At 48.3% G+C, this 17290-nt stretch carries 16 protein-coding genes; 7 read left to right on the top strand and 9 right to left on the bottom strand.

The window, feature by feature from the left end; all coding sequences use genetic code 11:
• Window positions 1-107: 107 nt before the first annotated feature.
• Complete coding sequence (locus MHM94_RS15425; protein WP_022945333.1) at window positions 108-353, top strand: DUF3297 family protein; 246 nt, start codon at window positions 108-110, stop codon at window positions 351-353.
• A 236-nt stretch (window positions 354-589) separates the two neighbouring features.
• Entirely contained in the window at window positions 590-2605 is a 2016-nt protein-coding gene (locus MHM94_RS15420; RefSeq protein WP_235419772.1) for a TonB-dependent receptor, read from the top strand.
• 48 nt (window positions 2606-2653) lie between these two features.
• Here MHM94_RS15420 and MHM94_RS15415 read toward each other — a convergent pair whose 3' ends face one another.
• The 5 genes from MHM94_RS15415 to MHM94_RS15395 all read right to left on the bottom strand — a co-directional run bounded on the left by MHM94_RS15415 (window position 2654) and on the right by MHM94_RS15395 (window position 7807).
• Window positions 2654-3286 carry an SDR family oxidoreductase gene (locus tag MHM94_RS15415; RefSeq protein WP_053910240.1) on the bottom strand — a complete coding sequence of 211 codons (633 nt, stop codon included), beginning with the start codon at window positions 3284-3286 and terminating at the stop codon, window positions 2654-2656.
• Window positions 3287-3415: 129 nt separating this feature from the next.
• Window positions 3416-4039 carry a trimeric intracellular cation channel family protein gene (locus MHM94_RS15410; RefSeq protein ID WP_045978255.1) on the bottom strand — a complete coding sequence of 208 codons (624 nt, stop codon included), beginning with the start codon at window positions 4037-4039 and terminating at the stop codon, window positions 3416-3418.
• A gap of 123 nt (window positions 4040-4162) precedes the next feature.
• Complete coding sequence (dbpA, locus tag MHM94_RS15405; RefSeq protein WP_235419800.1) at window positions 4163-5563, bottom strand: ATP-dependent RNA helicase DbpA; 1401 nt, start codon at window positions 5561-5563, stop codon at window positions 4163-4165.
• Window positions 5564-5645: 82 nt separating this feature from the next.
• Window positions 5646-6692 carry an NAD(P)-dependent alcohol dehydrogenase gene (locus MHM94_RS15400; RefSeq protein ID WP_235419771.1) on the bottom strand — a complete coding sequence of 349 codons (1047 nt, stop codon included), beginning with the start codon at window positions 6690-6692 and terminating at the stop codon, window positions 5646-5648.
• 53 nt (window positions 6693-6745) lie between these two features.
• Window positions 6746-7807 carry an alpha/beta hydrolase gene (locus tag MHM94_RS15395; protein ID WP_235419770.1) on the bottom strand — a complete coding sequence of 354 codons (1062 nt, stop codon included), beginning with the start codon at window positions 7805-7807 and terminating at the stop codon, window positions 6746-6748.
• A gap of 334 nt (window positions 7808-8141) precedes the next feature.
• On the opposite strand from MHM94_RS15395, the gene MHM94_RS15390 reads away from it, so the two are divergent.
• Window positions 8142-8582: a cupin domain-containing protein gene (locus tag MHM94_RS15390; protein WP_218939672.1), complete on the top strand. Its 441-nt coding sequence runs from the start codon at window positions 8142-8144 to the stop codon at window positions 8580-8582.
• Here MHM94_RS15390 and MHM94_RS15385 read toward each other — a convergent pair whose 3' ends face one another.
• Complete coding sequence (locus MHM94_RS15385) at window positions 8583-9500, bottom strand: AraC family transcriptional regulator (protein WP_045978251.1); 918 nt, start codon at window positions 9498-9500, stop codon at window positions 8583-8585.
• A gap of 208 nt (window positions 9501-9708) precedes the next feature.
• Between MHM94_RS15385 and MHM94_RS15380 the strand changes: the two genes are divergently transcribed.
• The 3 genes from MHM94_RS15380 to MHM94_RS15370 are packed head-to-tail and all read left to right on the top strand — an operon-like array spanning window position 9709 to window position 11751.
• Complete coding sequence (locus MHM94_RS15380) at window positions 9709-10191, top strand: cupin domain-containing protein (protein WP_151173054.1); 483 nt, start codon at window positions 9709-9711, stop codon at window positions 10189-10191.
• Window positions 10192-10203: 12 nt separating this feature from the next.
• A complete protein-coding gene (locus tag MHM94_RS15375) occupies window positions 10204-10551 on the top strand; it encodes a cyclophilin-like fold protein (RefSeq protein ID WP_235419769.1) in 348 nt (115 codons plus the stop codon).
• A gap of 3 nt (window positions 10552-10554) precedes the next feature.
• Window positions 10555-11751, top strand: a complete 1197-nt coding sequence (locus tag MHM94_RS15370) for an MFS transporter (RefSeq protein WP_235419768.1) — start codon at window positions 10555-10557, stop codon at window positions 11749-11751.
• 31 nt (window positions 11752-11782) lie between these two features.
• On the opposite strand, the gene MHM94_RS15365 is transcribed toward MHM94_RS15370, so the two are convergent.
• From MHM94_RS15365 to MHM94_RS15355, 3 genes are read right to left on the bottom strand one after another with little or no spacing between them, the layout of a single operon-like run.
• Window positions 11783-12901, bottom strand: a complete 1119-nt coding sequence (locus MHM94_RS15365; RefSeq protein WP_235419767.1) for a tryptophan 7-halogenase — start codon at window positions 12899-12901, stop codon at window positions 11783-11785.
• A 42-nt stretch (window positions 12902-12943) separates the two neighbouring features.
• Window positions 12944-15055, bottom strand: coding sequence for a LodA/GoxA family CTQ-dependent oxidase (locus MHM94_RS15360; RefSeq protein ID WP_045978247.1), 2112 nt, complete (start codon window positions 15053-15055; stop codon window positions 12944-12946).
• Between the two features lies 1 nt (window position 15056).
• Window positions 15057-16517, bottom strand: a complete 1461-nt coding sequence (locus MHM94_RS15355) for a hypothetical protein (RefSeq protein WP_235419766.1) — start codon at window positions 16515-16517, stop codon at window positions 15057-15059.
• A gap of 285 nt (window positions 16518-16802) precedes the next feature.
• Here MHM94_RS15355 and MHM94_RS15350 point away from each other — a divergent pair, with 285 nt between their 5' ends.
• Window positions 16803-17276: a VOC family protein gene (locus MHM94_RS15350; protein ID WP_022945320.1), complete on the top strand. Its 474-nt coding sequence runs from the start codon at window positions 16803-16805 to the stop codon at window positions 17274-17276.
• Window positions 17277-17290: the final 14 nt, after the last annotated feature.

The raw sequence follows: 17290 nt of genomic DNA, 5'->3' as shown, positions 1-17290 counted from the left end.
AAAGCGATATAGGCGAGATTATTTTCCTATCTGCAACTTTAATAATTGAGCCTAAGGATGGGATTACCTACAATAGCGCCTACGTTTATTTGTAGAGATACGTCATCATGACCGACAACAGCAAACCTGATATTCCCAATATGCTTTCGATTAACCCGCGCAGCCCGCATTACAATGAAGAAGTGCTAAAACACGATATTGGCGTGCGTTTCAATGATAAAGAGCGTAATGATGTAGAAGAGTACTGCATCAGTGAAGGCTGGATTAAAGTAGCCCATCCGAAAGCCCGCGACCGTCGCGGTCAGCCTCTGTTGATTAAAAGCAAAGGAACGGTTGAGGTGTTCTACCGTTAATCAGTTGGGCAGGCCGTTGTGAGCTTGCCTGAACTTTAAACACCCTCTTGCTCTGGCGCAGTTTGCAGGCGGCTATCGTTAGCCACACGCCTGGCAGCTACCCTTTTCGCTTACCGCTGCATTATCAGTGACACTGACAGTGGGCTATCGTTTCTAAATAACTTTCCTTTTTTGCATCCAAAATCAGTGCTTGTCCGTTATCACCTTTGATATTAACTGGTAACAAGGAACAAGCCATGAGGTTTAACACATTACTACTTTCTCTCGGGGCGATTACGGCTCATCCGTTGTCGGCTAATGTGGAAACGATCACCGTGTATGGGCACCGCAGTGGCCTTATTGGTGAATCGATTAGCGCATCAAGTGGCGTGATAGGTCAGGGTGAAATTGATAGCCGAGCCATGTTGCGTAGCGCAGAAATGCTAGAGCTTATTCCGGGGATGGCCGTGACACAACACAGCGGCTCGGGTAAAGCGAATCAGTATTTTATTCGTGGTTTTAACTTAGATCACGGCACAGATTTTGCCACCTATATCGATGGCATGCCCATTAATATGCGCAGTCATGGGCACGGTCAAGGCTATACCGATCTTAATTTTATTATTCCTGAAACGATTGCCACCATCACCTATCAAAAGGGCAGTTATCACGCAGAGCAAGGAGATTTCTCCAGCGCCGGCAGTGCCTACTTTCACTTTGCTGATAACCCCACACATCAGCAGTTAACGTTGAGTATTGGTGAGGATAACTATACTCGAGCGGTTGCGATGGCGAGTGTTGCAGCGGGGCAAGGCAAGGTTATTGGCGCTGCACAATGGCAAGGTTATGACGGCCCTTGGCAAGATATCAATGAAGATATCAGCAAGAAAAATGCGTTGCTACGTTATTTAGGCCGCGCTTGGGACGGCGATATGTCTATAACGGCAATGGCCTACGACAATCGCTGGAATGCCGCCGACCAAATACCACGTCGCGCGGTACGCCAAGGAATAATAACAGAGTTAGGTTCTTTAGATAAAACCTTAGGGGGACACTCTAGTCGCTACAGTGTATCGGCCAATTGGCAAGGGCAACGCGTTAGCGCAAGTGCCTATCTTATTGACTATAAATTGGATTTGTTTTCGAATTTTACTTACTTTCTCAACGACCCCATCAATGGCGATCAATTTCAGCAATATGATGAGCGGGTGATCAGCGGTGCAGCGCTAGGGTATACCTTTTCACAACAGACGTCCTGGCCCATCGAGCACCGCGTCGGGATCACCCTGCGTAATGATAATGTCGGTGAAGTGGGGCTGTATAATACACGTGCGCGTCAGCGTTTAAGTACTGTGCGCGAAGACAGTATTGATGAGCGTAGTTACAGTGCATATTGGCATTCGCAGATAACCATTAGCTCACAGCTCGAAGCCAATCTAGGTCTGCGTTATGACTATCTAGAAGCCAATGTGCAAAGTGATAACCCAAGTAACTCCGGCGATGCCAGCGACGACTTATTCAGCGTGAAGGCGAACATAAACTACCTCTTTACGCCGCAATGGGCCGGCTATTTTAATTTTGCTCAAGGATTTTATTCCAATGATGCTCGCGGAGCAACGATAAATTTGGACCCTATCACCCTCGAGGCGACAGAGCAGGTTGACCTACTTGTACGCAGCGAAGGAGGTGAAATAGGCGTGCGCTATTTCGATGAGCAGCAGTTTAATTTTTCAACCGCTCTATGGTGGTTAGAGTTAGACTCGGAGCTACTATTTGTTGGTGATGCCGGTAATACCGAGGCCAGTGATGCTTCGCGGCGCTATGGTTTGGAGCTGAGTGCTTATTATTGGCTCAATGAGCGCTTTAATGTTGATATGGAAGCGTCGTTCACGCGTTCGCGCTTACGAAATGGCACTAAGGATGACCGCGTCGAGGGCGCAGTACCCGTAGTGGCAAGTGCTGGTGTCAATTGGCATATCAATGAGTTGTGGTTGAGCTCGTTACGTTTTCGTCATATTGGCAAGCGCATACTCAGTGCCGACGGCGAGCGTCGCTCGCAGCCTCTGAGTGTGGTCAATGGGTTGCTCAGTTATCGTCAAACCCACTGGAAAGTGGATGTCGAGCTACTCAACATGTTTAACAGTCAGGATCATGATATTGACTACTACTACAGTTCTCGCTTGCCGGGTGAGGCAGATGAGGGTGTTGCGGATATTCACTTTCATCCCATTGAACCACGGACGTTGAGACTCTCGGTAAGCTGGTTGTTTTAATTGGCGTAAAAAAAATGAGCGCCCAGCTTGGGGCTAGGCGCATTGGCTTTAATCTATGAGCGAAGTGATTGGTTCGGGACCATCAAACAGCTCAAACACTTGGCTCGTTTTACTGTCTTTGCCAGCGATATACACCAGCGCCTCTGCCACGTTCTCGCGAGAGATCACCGCGTCTTGGCGCGACTCTGGGCGCTTGATACGGTATTTTTTGGTCGCTGGTTCATTGAGCAAAGTACCCGGGCGTACGATGGTGTAATCAAGGCCACTGTTTATCAGTTGCTCATCGGCCATGTGTTTGGCTACCAAATAGGGCTTTATGCTGCTTTCAATATTATCAGGTGCGTCGGCACCAATTGAGCTCACCATAATAAAGTGTGCAAGCTTATGATCTTTCGCAAAATCCACGGCCCGCTTTGCAGCCCATAAATCAATGAGTAAGGTTTTATCAGCCCCGGTACTGGCCCCAGAGCCTGCAGCAAAGATCACTTGTGTGCAATTATCAAAGGCAGCGCTAAAATCATTTTCCAAATCTTGCTCAATAATAGTTAGCCCTTGTTGGGGCAAGTCACTTAGCTTGCTTTTATCGCGCACTAAGGCCACGACTTCGTGCCCTTGGGCTAACAGTTTCGCGGTCGTCATTTTGCCGATTTGACCACTGGCTCCGATGATCAGGGTTTTCATATCGCGCTCCTTAAAGTTCTGCTATTTTCCCGTGCCGGTGAGGTCATCACCCACGGCTTAAAAAGGTGTACAGTTAAAACCTTGGGGCGGAGCATATGATTTAAACCCCAAATTATAAAATGGTTGGCATTACTGCATTCGGCCTTTCTTGAATATACTCGGCTGCCAACCCCAATGAATTGCGCCAAGGCGCAGCAGCACAGTGACCAACACAGACCCGATAATGCACCACAGGTAAGCAATATCTAAATGAAATAGCACGGCATAAGTCAGCCCTCCCAACAGACAGGCTGTAGAGTAAAGCTCTTGGCGCATAACGAGAGGGACTTCGGCGCAAATCACATCCCGCAGTAAGCCGCCAAATATGCCTGTGGTCATCCCCATGGTGATGGCCACGATCATATCGGTGCCTTGCAGTAGCGACTTCTCAATGCCGACGATATTGAAAATAGCCATGCCAATGGCGTCAAGTAACAGCATGTAGTAACTCGATACATTGGGAAGGTGGCGGATAAACAACACCGTGATAAAAATAGCGCTGTAGGTGGCATAGAGGTAGTTGGGGTTGTCTATCCAGAATACTGGTTGATTTAGCAACACATCGCGCAGGCTGCCGCCGCCAAGCGCGGTGACTGAAGCAACAACGACGACACCAAAACCGCCGATGTTTTTATCATGGCCTAGCAAAGTACCAGAAATGGCAAAAAATGCGACGCCAATAATGCTTAAAAACTCAAAGTAGTCAGATGTCACCTAAGGCCTCCATTGCAGGTGAAAAAAGAGTTCCTGAACAGGCAACGCTAACTAAAGCAAGGTGTATTGATACTGAATGACAAAGTGGGTAGCAGGCCGCAGCAATGTGCGGCCAATGGAATGTTACTTAGTGAGTTTACGAGCGCGAAATTGTCGGCCTTTCATTTTGCCTTCGCTGATCACCTTCAAGGCGGTATTAGCTGCTTTTCGTTCCACTGCGACATACGCGCTGATTGCCGTGACTTTGATTTTACCTATTTGTGTACCTTTCACCGCATCCTTTGCCGTCAAGGCACCAAGAATATCACCGGGGCGCAGCTTAGACTTTTTACCACCATCGATTTGAATTGTGACCATAGGCGCACGTTTAACCGGATTACCAAACACGTTGTCGTTAGGTAAGTCTGTTGGCTCCACTGTGGTATTTAAATAATCTTCTAAGGCGTTGACCTTGTGGGATTCTTTATAGCTCATCAATGAACATGCAACCCCTTTATTGCCAGCCCGACCGGTGCGGCCAATACGATGCACGTGCACCTCAGGGTCGTGCGCAATATGGTAGTTAATGACCATATCAACATGGTCAACATCAATGCCACGAGCGGCGACATCGGTGGCAACTAGCACGCTCATGCTTTGGTTAGCAAAGCGCACTAACGTACGGTCACGGTCTTTTTGTTCCAAATCGCCATGCAGTGCACCACAATCAAAGCCACACTGGCGCAGGCTATCGCAGAGCTCTTGGCATTGTGCCTTAGTATTGCAGAAAATAACCGCTGCACTGGGAGCAAAGTGCAATAACAGCTTTTGCGTTGCTTGCATACGCATGGCATTGTCGTCCACCTCGTAGAAATACTGCTCGATAGTGGCATGATCATGGGTGGACTCAACGGTGATTTTTTCCGGATTGTGCATAACATGTTGAGCGAGCTGTTCTATTTTTGCCGGATAAGTGGCGCTAAATAGTAGGTTCTGTCGCACCGCAGGGCAGTGGTCAACAATGTATTGCAGCGGCTGTTCGAAGCCCATTTCCAGCATGCGATCGGCCTCATCAAGCACAAAGGTATTTACCTCATCTAAACTGAGGCGGCCCTTACGCAAGTGCTCTTCAATGCGCCCTGGGGTACCGACAACAATATGCGCACCATGCTCCAGCGACCCAATTTGTGGGCCCATCGGTGCACCACCACATAAGGTTAACACCTTAATATTATGGATTGCGCGTGCTAACTTGCGGATTTCGACCGCCACTTGGTCGGCCAGCTCACGAGTGGGGCAGACAACCAGAGACTGTACTCGAAAGCGCTGTACATTGAGGTTATGCAGTAACCCCAAAGCGAATGCTGCGGTTTTACCTGAACCGGTTTTGCCCTGACCAATGACATCTTTGCCGGCCAAAATAAGCGGCAAGGTTTGCGCTTGAATATCGGTCATCGAGTGATAACCCAATGATGCGAGGTTATCTAACAACGCAGGGGACAGTGGAGTGGAGGAAAAGGGCAATGCAGTCACGGCAAGGTTCATCTTATTGAGTACAAAACGCAATTATAACACGTTCGTGACGATAATAATGAGGGTCAAGTGCTGCCACTTGACCCACCGAACTTTAAAAAGTGGATTTTTGCATATCAATGACAAAGCGATAATGCACATCGGCGCGCTCAAGTCGTTCAAACGCCTCATTTATCTGCTCCATGGTGATCATTTCCACTTCCGGCAAAATGTTCATTCGCGCGCAAAAATCGAGCATCTCTTGGGTTTCAGCAATCCCCCCAATGAGCGATGCGGCAATACGACGACGACCCATGACTAAAGGCACCGTGTTCATTTCGGCCATCGGACCTACTTGCCCGACTAAGGTCAAGGTGCCATCTATTTTTAGTAGCGGCACATAGGGCGTAACATCGTGTTTTACTGGCACCGTATCAACGATAAGATCAAAGGTGCTGGCGGCCTGCTCCATGCTGTGCTCATCATTGGAAAGTAAAAAAGCGTCGGCGCCCAAGGCTTCGGCATCCGCTTTTTTATGTGCAGAGCGACTGACAACCGTTACATGTGCTCCCATAGCAACAGCAAGCTTCACAGCCATATGACCGAGTCCACCCATGCCAATGACAGCGACATGACTGCCTGGGCCAACATTCCATGTTCTCAGGGGCGAATAGGTGGTAATGCCCGCGCAGAGCAAAGGTGCGGTCTTTGCTAAATCGAGCGCCGCTGGCACAGCGAGTACAAATTCCTCGCGCACCACGATGTTCTTTGCATAACCGCCTTTAGTGATCTCTTTAGTATGGGGGTCTGGGCTATTATAGGTTTGGGTAAAACCGTGCTCACAAAACTGCTCCTCGCCTGCGTGACATTGGCTGCATTGTTGGCAGCTATCGACCATACAGCCTACCGCCACATGATCACCTTTGTTGTAACCTGTAACTTTGGCACCGACCGCAATGACTCGGCCGACGATCTCATGGCCAGGCACACTAGGGTAAAGCGTCCACCCCCAATCGTTTTTTACGGTATGCAAATCACTGTGACAAACGCCACTGTAGAGGATCTCGATGGCGACATCATCCTCTCGTAACTGCCGACAATGATATTCATAAGGCACCAATGGTGTGTCATGTGAATGTGCAGCATAGCCTGTGGTTTTCATAAAGCCTCCAAAATAATGATAGGGCAGTGATAGACTGCCCTGAGGTCAGCAAATTATAGGTGGGTGTTGAAAAAGTCGCCGAGCTTAGCAAATGGGATCAATTCAACACGATCATATAAGTCAACATGGCCGGCGCCTTCAACTAGGTAGAGCTCTTTGGGCTCAGCTGCGCGGGCATAGGCATCTTGGCTAAATTCAATGGAATGCGCTTGGTCGCCGAAAATAAAAAGTAGCGGACGCGGCGAGATCAGTTCCATGTCATTAAACGGATAAAAATTCATAAACTTAGTATTGCTGCTAAGCGTAGGGTGCGTGGTCAGCTCAGGTGAGGAGCCCGCAGGCGTATATTGGCCGCGTGGTGTGCGGTAAAAATCGTAAAACTCTTTAGCTATGGGGTGTGAGTCGTCATTGATTTCATGAGGAGTGCCGCCGGTGTATTGAGTTTCACCGCCTGCAAACTCAACGTCACGCTGCGCAGCAGCTTGAGCGATCACTTGTTTACGTTGTGCCAGCGTTTGCGACTGGTTATAAAGGTTGCGAGTGAATGCCCCCATGTTATACATACTCACCGTGGCTATGGCTTTCATACGCGGGTCGATTTTCGCAGCACTGATTGCGAAGCCACCGCTGCCGCATATGCCCAGTACTCCGATACGTTTGGCATCGACATGCTCGTTGGCACCTAAGTAATCGACTGCGGCACTAAAATCTTCGGCATACATGTCTGGTAGCACGGCATTGCGCGGGTTGCCTTCGCTTTCACCCCAAAATGACAGATCAATGGCCAGTGTGACAAAACCCATTTCCGCAAGCTTTTGTGCATAGAGTACGGCACTTTGTTCTTTCACCGCTCCCATTGGGTGACCCACGATAATTGCTGGTTTGCGCTCATCCGCTTGCATGTTTTCGGGCAGGTATAAATTACCAGTAACCTGCATGTGATATTGATTGTTGAATGTAACTTTTTGCATAGAGATACGCTCGCTTTGATAGAAGTTATTGGCTCCGTGACTCACCTGTGCAGTATGGGCATTATTTGCAGCTAGGGTTGCACTTGCCCATAGGGCCGAGCAGATAAGCACGCTAGTGAATGGATTTATAAATGTGGCTTTCATCAGAACCTCCGGTTGTGCAACACAGTGATGGTGATCACTGGGATTACCATGGGCGCACAATGTGTTGCGTTGGTGAGCTCATTATCAGGTAAAGGCTGGTTATTAAATAGACACAAAGCTGTTCGGTTCTTGCCTAAAAGTATGAGTGATAGGAAAAGGGTTACCGCTGATTATCGAATATCGGGTTACTTTGTAGAGCTAATATAAACGTTATTCTTCGGTTTCAAGCGCGAGCTATAATCAGGCAATGATGCCGCTGTTTTTGGCATTCTATTAGGCACAAATCACCGCTACTGTAATCACTACTAGGTGTTTTTAGAAACGGGAGAAAACCATGTCAAAAAGTGAAGATATGAGCGTTATCCGGGCGCACCAGAGTGAACCCATAACGGGCCCTGCGGAATGTTTTACCGGCTCGGTAACTATTAGTAGTTTATTTAACGCCCCGGCACCATCACGATTAGGTGCTGCGGTTGTTAATTTTGCTGCTGGCGCACGTACACACTGGCACTCACACCCATTGGGACAAATTTTGGTGGTCACTCAGGGCATCGGTTGGACCCAATGTGAAGGGGGTGAGAAAACGCAGATCGGGCCGGGTGATTTGATTTGGTGTAACTGTGGTCGTCGTCACTGGCATGGTGCAACCAGTAGTGAACCGATGCAGCACATCGCGGTGCAAGAGGCGCTGAATGGTGAGGCTGTGCAATGGTTTGAGGCAGTGAGCGATGAGCATTATTTGGCGCCTGTAGCTAAGGCCAGTGAAGCACCTTAGTTAACCTTTAATTTGCTGGCGCTGCGCAGCGATATCGCGTTTGGGGGAAGTGCCGAACAAACGCGAATATTCGCGAGAGAATTGCGATGGGCTTTCGTAGCCCACCTTGTAAGCCGCACTTGAAGCATCGAATTGCTCGCCGAGCATAAGCCGACGGGCTTCAAGCAAGCGCAAGCGCTTTTGATATTGCAATGGGCTCATGGCGGTGAGTTGGCGAAAATGATGATGAAAGGTGGACTTGCTCATTTGCGCCATGTCGGCCAGCTCATCAACACTTTGGTGTTCTTGGTAGTGTGTTTTCAGCCACTCGATGGCACGTGCTACTCGTAGTCCTTGGCTGCCAGCAGAGACCACTTGGCGTAGCCGTGCTCCTTGCTCACTGATCAGCACCCGCCAGAAAATCTCACGCTTGATAAGCGGCGCCAATACCGCCTGTGAATCGGGTTCATCGAGCAGTGCAACTAAACGCTGGCAAGCACCGAGTAAGGTCGTGGTCATAGTCCCCAGTACCATGCCCTTGTCATGTTCGCTGGGGGGGGCTTTTTGCAGTGGCGCTTGAACGATTAGCTCACTCATCACCGCCAAATCAAACTTAAGAACAAGGCCTAGATACGGTGCTTGGTCGTTCGCCTCCAACACTTGCATTCTTGCGGGTAAATCCAGTGATGTAATGAGAAAGTGGTAAGGGTCGTAACGAAACTCTTGGTCCCCTAGGGTCATGCTTTTTGCACCTTGCACCACCAGAGCAATGCTTGGTTCAACCACACACAATGAACACGAATCGGCGGGCTCTGTTTGGCGATAAAATGCCAACCCCTCAATCGCTGTTTCTTGCATCGCTTGGCCCTGATTGTGGCGTTCGATCATTGCAGCCAACTCATTGCTGATGGCACTGATACGGTTTTGCTCTGTGTTCATAGTCTTGTCTACGGCGATGGGGTGGGTAACTGTGAGTGTAATGCACAGAATAAAGCTTGCCTAGAAATTGTTCTGTACACTCAGAGTTATAGGCAAGTAAAGCGGAATAATATACTACCGAGATAGGCTGAACTCAGAAAAAATAGATGCAATCGACAGCGCAAATCACAGCTGTTGATTACACCTACTTAATCTGAGGAGATGACCTATGAAAGCGATTATTCCGACGTTGATGTTAATTATTGGCCTGACAATGGCGACTCAGGCCATGGCACAAAGCGCTCCTGAGGCGCAAATCAGCGTACAAGTTAACGGTAGCCAGTTACCTCTGCAGGGGCTTGAGCAATACTTTAGCGGCGCGGTGCGCGTGGAACCCCTATTTCAGCCGCAACCACAGACCCGTGCCGGCGGTGCGAATGTGACGTTCGAGCCCAGCAGTCGCACACATTGGCATAGTCATCCACGAGGGCAAACGTTAATTGTTACCTCGGGTCAGGGTTGGGTACAGCAGTGGCAGGGTCGGCGTTTAGTGATTGAGCCTGGTGATGTCGTCCACATCCCTGCGAATGTGAAACATTGGCATGGTGCGACTGCGCGCACGGCAATGACACATATGGCTATTCAAGAGTCGCACCAAGGCAGTGTCGTGACTTGGATGGAGGCCGTGACCGATAAGCAGTATCAGCCTTAGGTGCGGGGGCTTATGCATATTAGTTTAACTATAGGCGAGACAGCATTGACTGGCACCCTGCTGGATACCCCTGCCGCACGAGATTTCTATGCCCTATTGCCTTTGCAGGTGTCGCTCAGTGACTTTGCTCAAGCGGAGAAAATTGCCAATTTACCGAAGGAGTTGAGCTTATCCGAAGCCGCAGCGGGTTGTGCAGGTGAGCCTGGAGATATCGCTTACTACGCTCCTTGGGGGAACTTGGCGATTTTTTATCGCCACACCGCCTACGCCAAAGGGTTGGTGAAGCTAGGCGCGTTAACAGGGGATCTCAGTGCACTATTGGCAGCTGATGGTGATACTGTGTGTATTCGAGCGCAATAAGCAATGATAGCGAAGCAACAGGCATTTTTTGTCGCCGCGAGTATACAAATTTTGGTGTTTGCTTGCGCCGGCGCGCCAATTTCACTCTTTAATGTATATCGTGCGCAAGATGGCCTTTCGCACAGCGACTTAGGTTGGGTTTCACTAGCCTACTTTATTGCCGCTGCACTGGCTTTATTGGTATTTGGAAGGTTATCAAACCATCTCGGTCGCAAACCTATGGCCGGGGCGGCGTTACTGTGTGTCTTGCTCTCTTGTGTCACCATGATTGCCATGCAAAACTCGCTTGCGCTGCTCTTTGCGCGCGCGTTGCAGGGATTTGCGTGCGGTGTGGCTGCAAGCTCCGTAGGCGCCTATGTCACCGATTTGGGAAGCTATAGACGTAAATCATGGGTGGCATTGATCACCAGTTGTGCACCCATGATCGGTATCCCTTTGGGAGCTGTGAGCAGTGCCTTACTCGTGAACTATGCTCCTGCGCCAAAATTACTCATTTACACCTTGATAGCCACTGTGGCGGTGATGCTACTTGGACTACTGCTGCAATGCGAGGAAACGGTGCAGCGTAAAGGCAATGTGTGCTCAGCACTAAAGCCTGATTTCTACATGCCCAAAGCAGCATTGAGGCCGTTTGCCACTTTGTCAGCTGTGGTGGTGGCTACTTGGTCTATTGGTGGGTTCTACCAAGCGTTTGGGCCGGAAATTGTCGCCACTGCGCTGGGCAGTGATAATGCCCTTATCAGTGCGTTGGCCTTTTCCTCAGTGATGGTGCTCACCCCCTTGGGTGGGGCGCTCGCGGGCAGGTTCGTTGCCCAGCGCGCGATTGGGGTGGCGATGTTGATTTTAGTAACGACCCTTATGGTTATTGCCTGTGCGCTCTATTTCGGTTGGCTCGAAGTCTTTTTGGCTGCGAGCTTGAGTGTGGGGATTGCGCAAGGGGTTGCCAGTAGCGCGGGAATGTCTGTGTTGATGGCAGATATTAGCCGAGAACATCGCGCAGGGATGCTGGCAAGTGTTTACATGGTCTCGTATTTGGGGGCGGTGTTGCCTGCTTTAGTTGCGAGTATCGCTGCTAACTATGTGGGTGTATTTACTTTATTTTGTGGGTACGCAGTGCTTGCCGGTATTACCGCGCTCATCGCTCTACTTAGCTGCACTCTTCATAGCGCTAACAGGGCAGAGCCCAGCAAACCCACTTAATAATGGGTAAGTTTATATAACCTAAGCGTTACTAAGCCTGTGTTACGGCGCGTCGTGCTTGCCAAAATGAGGCGTCAGCAAAGCGTTGATTGCAACCGTAATGCTGTGCATGAAGCGCTATATATTGATTAAAATCGGCAAAAACACGCTGCTCATAAGCTAGTAAAGCCTCTTCACTGCCATATTGGAAACACTCAGCAATGGCTTTACCTGCGAGTTCACCATGTATGAGCGCTTTGGTAATACCGGCAGAGGAGATGGGATCGTAGTTACTTGCGCTATCGCCTACTGCCAGCCAGTTGTTACCAATAACCTTACTAAGAATACCTGAGCTTACGCGCCGCTTTGTTATATGTATCTCATTAGCGCTGTAATTACGTAAGTGGTTAAACCCATACTGAAATAACCCGTTTTCGCAGGCCCGACATAAAAATTCGTAACTGTTATCAAGACCATATTGAGCAACATTATCGCGGTCGGTACATAACATTAGCATCAATTGCTTACCAGGTAAGGCTGCGCCATACCACCATCCATAAGGCTGTGCCTCAACCACAGTACGCTCACTGCATGAAGGCGATTGCTCAACTGAGACAAGCGCACTGAGATAGAGCACTTCATCGAAGGTGTTTTCTGCAACTTCTAAAGTACGGGTCAGGCGGCGCTGCTGAGCGCTCGCATCCACCACAAAGCGGGCATGGTATATTTTCTTGTCACTCCCTAAGTGTACAGACAAGCGAAAGCCAGTGGTACTTGCAGCGACAGCGTTAACTTTTGCACCACGTAATAATGTCACACCCAGTTGGCAAGCATAAGTACTTAGGTCATGTTCAAAAAGCTGTCGATCTAAATGATATCCTTGGCCTGTCAGGGCAAAGAAAAAGTCATTAAAGCCAACTTGTTCATTATGCCATCGCGAAATCGACCCTGGACAAATGAGGTGCTTAGATAAAAGCTCCTCTGAATGCTCGCCAAGTAATCGCCTAAGCACCTCGTTAGCAGCTGGAGGAATAGTTTCACCAAGCTTTGCTTTGGCACTGGTTGCGGCATCAACGAGTGTAACAGTCAAATGTGGTGCCTGGTTTTTGATTGCGATTGCAGTGGCAATCCCAGCAGGCCCAGCACCAATGATCAAGACATCGTCAGTCATAGTTAATCCTTAGCCGGTCCCAAAAGAACCGGCTATCAAGCGTTATTTACTAGTTGGCTCTGGGATCACTGAAGTTGGCCAAGGCTGTACCAACTGCCCATTCGACTGATACAAGCTCTCTACTTCAACGAACTTGTCGCTACCATAGTTATCACCTTTAGGAGCACTTACTTGGTGACCTTGAATAATAAATCCGGTTTTATGCCAATTAGCCAAGTAATCGAGGTACTGACGGTACCGGCCTACATTTTGCGGGTAATCTGAGTAGGTTAAGTTATCCTCACCATCAGCATCACCGCGAATACTAAAGAGTTGTCCGCCAAGGTTCCAAGTGCCTTGTTGTTCGTTAAATGTACACAAATTGGCTGGGTGCACTTGAACCGGGCGTTGGGCAGGCCAGGACCAATACAAGGTGTTACTTGCAGGGGGCACGGGATCAGGCTCATGCACGGCACAACTGTTGTAATCGGTATGCCAAGGTTGTGCCATAAACTTACTTAAATCTCCGGGGGTTACTTTGGCACTGTTATTGGGTATATAGCCAAAACTTAGGAACGGCTGTGCTTTACTCGCATGGCTATAATCCAATGGCTGCTCGTTTATCCTAAATGGTCCTTGTGTGGCGGGAATCGTGGCTACACCATTGCTATTGTCTACTTTATAAAGGTGTGTATCACGCACAATGAAGGTCAGCTCAATGCCTGGCGAATAGCGTCCTCCCAAGCAGTTTTCTAGAACTACTTTATCAAGCTTTTCACCCTCACCTAGGTTGGGTGCTTGTTCTTCACTGTGACCTTCGTACCACTGTTTCATAAGGAAGTACTGGGTGGTAGATAACGATAAAAAGCTCTTCGTTGCATCGCCCAGCGACAATGGCATTTTCGTGCGTTCGCTATCATCAGCAGGCAAGTTAGGGTTGCGTATCAAGCCATCGAAGTCTTTGATGAACTCTTTAGGGTTGTCGGAAGGTTTAATTTTAGCGATAAAGTTGTGCCCTTGTATTCCCTTATTCGGTAGATTGGTATTCCAGCGTTGTAAAAACGCACCATGCAATATAGGTAAAACATCGCCATTAAAAGAGGCTTTGTAGTTGCTGTTATACTGGCCTTCGCTATAGAGGTCAGGAATAAGGTTGAGATGCTCCACCCAGGTATTAAAAATATCATCCCACGTTGAGACAATGTTTCGCGTTTGCGGAGCATAGGCGGGATCGGTCGATACAAACCAACCGGCGACAACTTGAGCTGTTGAGCCATCATCGAACACAATCGTTGCATGCACTGGGCCATCGGCAACGTCATCGAACCACCCATCATTATCAATCGCGCCATTGAGCTCAACCTTTCGCTTTTGCGCTTCACTCATATGCGCACCTGCGCCATAGTTACCTTTTTTAAAAGCAAAAGCATTACCGTACCCCCCAGTAACGACTAAACGCCCAGTATTAGACTCGACTCGCAGCTCACCTAGGGTGGTAATGTCACCGGAACTGGGATTGAGATTGTCAAAATGATCGCTCGGGAAACTAGTGGGGTAGTTTGGCTGTTGCTGAATTTGCCCCTGTTGATCAATATAAGAGGCAGTAGTGTGAGCATCAAAATGCACCACCGTATTGCTATCACTGGCACGAATGCAACGAGGGCCAGGGTCTATGACTAATTGTAATAGGCGCTCTGGCATGTTTGGGTCAAGACCATAAGTGGGGTTACGCAACGGCGGAGTTTGTCCATGAGTGTAGCTATTTATGCCCTCTTCATTGCCTTCACTATCGGCAATTGTAAAGTTATTGTTCTTTTTATTGGCTACATGCACTTGCCAAATAATATCGCTGACGGTCTTGCCATTGATGGTATCGCCAAGGGTTATTTCCCGGCCTTTGTCATTACTTGGGTAGCTACTTTGTGGTTCATCGTACGCGTAGATACGAAAGCGTGCGGCTTGACGTTTTACCCGTTGTTGCTGGTCGCGAAAGTCATCGGCAGTGATAGGGGTCGCTTCGCTTCCCCATTTAATAGGTAAACCACCAAATAGTCCCGATGATTTGTCCAATAGCTCACCGGCGGCTGTCTCCGGAGCGATATAAAACTCTTCACTGTTGCCAACGCGAGCAAAGTTGATGGCTGGGTGAACGCGAAAAATAGTATTAGTACTCATGTTATTTCTCTCCCTTTTTGGCTAGGTTTTCCTTCACGTACTGCTTCATTTCCTGATCCCAGAAATACATATTCATAAAGGCATGGCTGATATTGAGGTTGGTGGGCTTTAATGGCGACAGTTTATGTGAACCATTCGGGGGAAAGCGTTGTGAACTATTATGACAGCGGAAACAATTATCCATAGTGCTTTGTGTTTGCGTAAAGGTCTCTATGGTTGCGTTTGATAAATGTAAACCGCCAATAAGTAATTGCTGTCCCTTGTCATCGACGTTAGTAGCCAGTGTTTGTCCGGGTTTAAGAGCATTTGCCTGAGCAAACCAAATAGCCGAGACCTCAAAATAATTTTTTAACCATTGGCGATCTTGCGGCAGGGCAAAGTCCTTGGAAGCCAGTAAATCATCGACACTGTGGTTCAGTTGTTGTACTACTCGAATATTAGTTGGCGCTTTGAAGGTGGCTTGGGTGGCGTCATTACCCCAGGCATAACGGCGACAAACTTGGGTACTAGGGCTAAGTGTTTGGCTTTTTTCGTCAAGTGTGAGCCGGCCCGAAACACTGTAGTTTAAATTACACTCTTTGTACTTAGTATTGGCACTGTAAAACGTCCAGTCCCGCTCTGAGACAATCTGATTGGGGTCGATGTTTTGTACTACTGGGCAGGGATCGTCATAACTGTTCTGTGGCTTAGAGCACACATTGGGAGCGTTGTCTTTATGCTCGAAAGTGGCCCAGATCATCTCCGGGTGCCCTTTGACCACGCCTGCAATATGAAACCCTACCAGAGCCAAGTACTCGTTGCTTTGTTGCGTTATATCCACCACTATTTGACCACCCTTATTTACCAACTTATAAACCGGTTGGCGGGTAACAAAATACTGGCCACTGTTAGCGATGGTCGCATCAACGATTTTCCAAGAAGCTTTAAACTCAGCAACATTAATATCGAAGCTCAGAGATGGATCAATCTTCTGTACACTTTTATAGTTAGTCAGATCATGCTCGCTGACAAAATCGACAAATTCAGGGTTTAAGTATTGAGAGTAGTAAACAGGTTTGCCTTGTCTGTCGACGAGTAATCCCTCAGTGCCTGCTTGCAGATACTCATCAAGTGCTTTGGCATCGCTCGACTTTGCCATTCTTGGCAGTAAACTTTCACGGTTTTCTACACCCAGTAAATCATAAGGAGTCTCAAACCCTAGGAAGCGTGGTTGTCCAGTATTATGTGGATCTTCTTGCATTAGCCACATAAACATCTGCCATGACCAGGCGTGGAACTCGCAGTTTGAAGACGAGCTAAAGTCATTGCCATCAGGCATAGTGATACTTTTAAAGCTTTGCCAACTCTGTGGCGCTTGGCAGTGTTGGTCATTAAAGTCGTCGGAACTGGCGGCAACAGAGTTGGCACTGCTAAATGTCAGCAGCGAGCTACTTAGCAGCGCAAGTGCGGCAGGTGTTTTCATCAATAATCTCCTTGCTACAAAGAATCCTTTTAAAGCAGGCCTGTTTTACCTTAGGCACCCAATAATGGTGTTGGCCATAAAAGAACAGTGGGTGTAAAAGAACACGATAGATGGTCTCCCCATAATGGGTTCAACATCTAAATTTAATGTAGTTAGTTAACATTTAAATAACAATTACAGCGCATAACATTTGTACCTTAAATTGTTTTAACTTGGTTGTAGTCTGTGTTTGTATAGGCTCATCAACTAAGCTAAAGCTGAGCGATTAACATAACCGGAGGTCATATGAGTGTGTCTGCCAAGCCCAAAGGGTTTCACTCGCTTACTGCCTATTTAATTATTGATGGTGCAGCGAAAGCGATGGCGTTTTATCAACACGTATTTGCCGCAGAAATCGTAATGCAAATGCCGTTGCCTGATGGCGGCATTGCTCACGGTGAGCTTAAAATAGGTGATTCATACTTGATGGTGGCCGATGCTTGCCCCGATGAACATTTTGTTAGTCCTCACCAACTCGGTGGTACTCCCGTGAGTATGATGTTGTATGTGGAGGATGTTGATACCACGTTCGCTCGTGCTATTGACGCAGGTGCAAAAGAGCTGCGTCCTGTACACGATCAATTTTATGGCGACAGAGCAGGAACCTTGGAAGATCCCTTTGGCCATATTTGGACCATTGCTACCCATCAAGAGGATCTCAGTCCAGAGCAGCTGCAACAGCGTATGGCTGACTTTATGAGCGAGCAACAGGATGCTTAGTGAGGGCCCACTAC

The sequence above is a fragment of the Pseudoalteromonas sp. CNAT2-18.1 genome (assembly GCF_022347865.1).
Classification (GTDB): domain Bacteria; phylum Pseudomonadota; class Gammaproteobacteria; order Enterobacterales; family Alteromonadaceae; genus Pseudoalteromonas; species Pseudoalteromonas ruthenica.
This window is presented reverse-complemented; position numbering and strand designations above follow the sequence as displayed.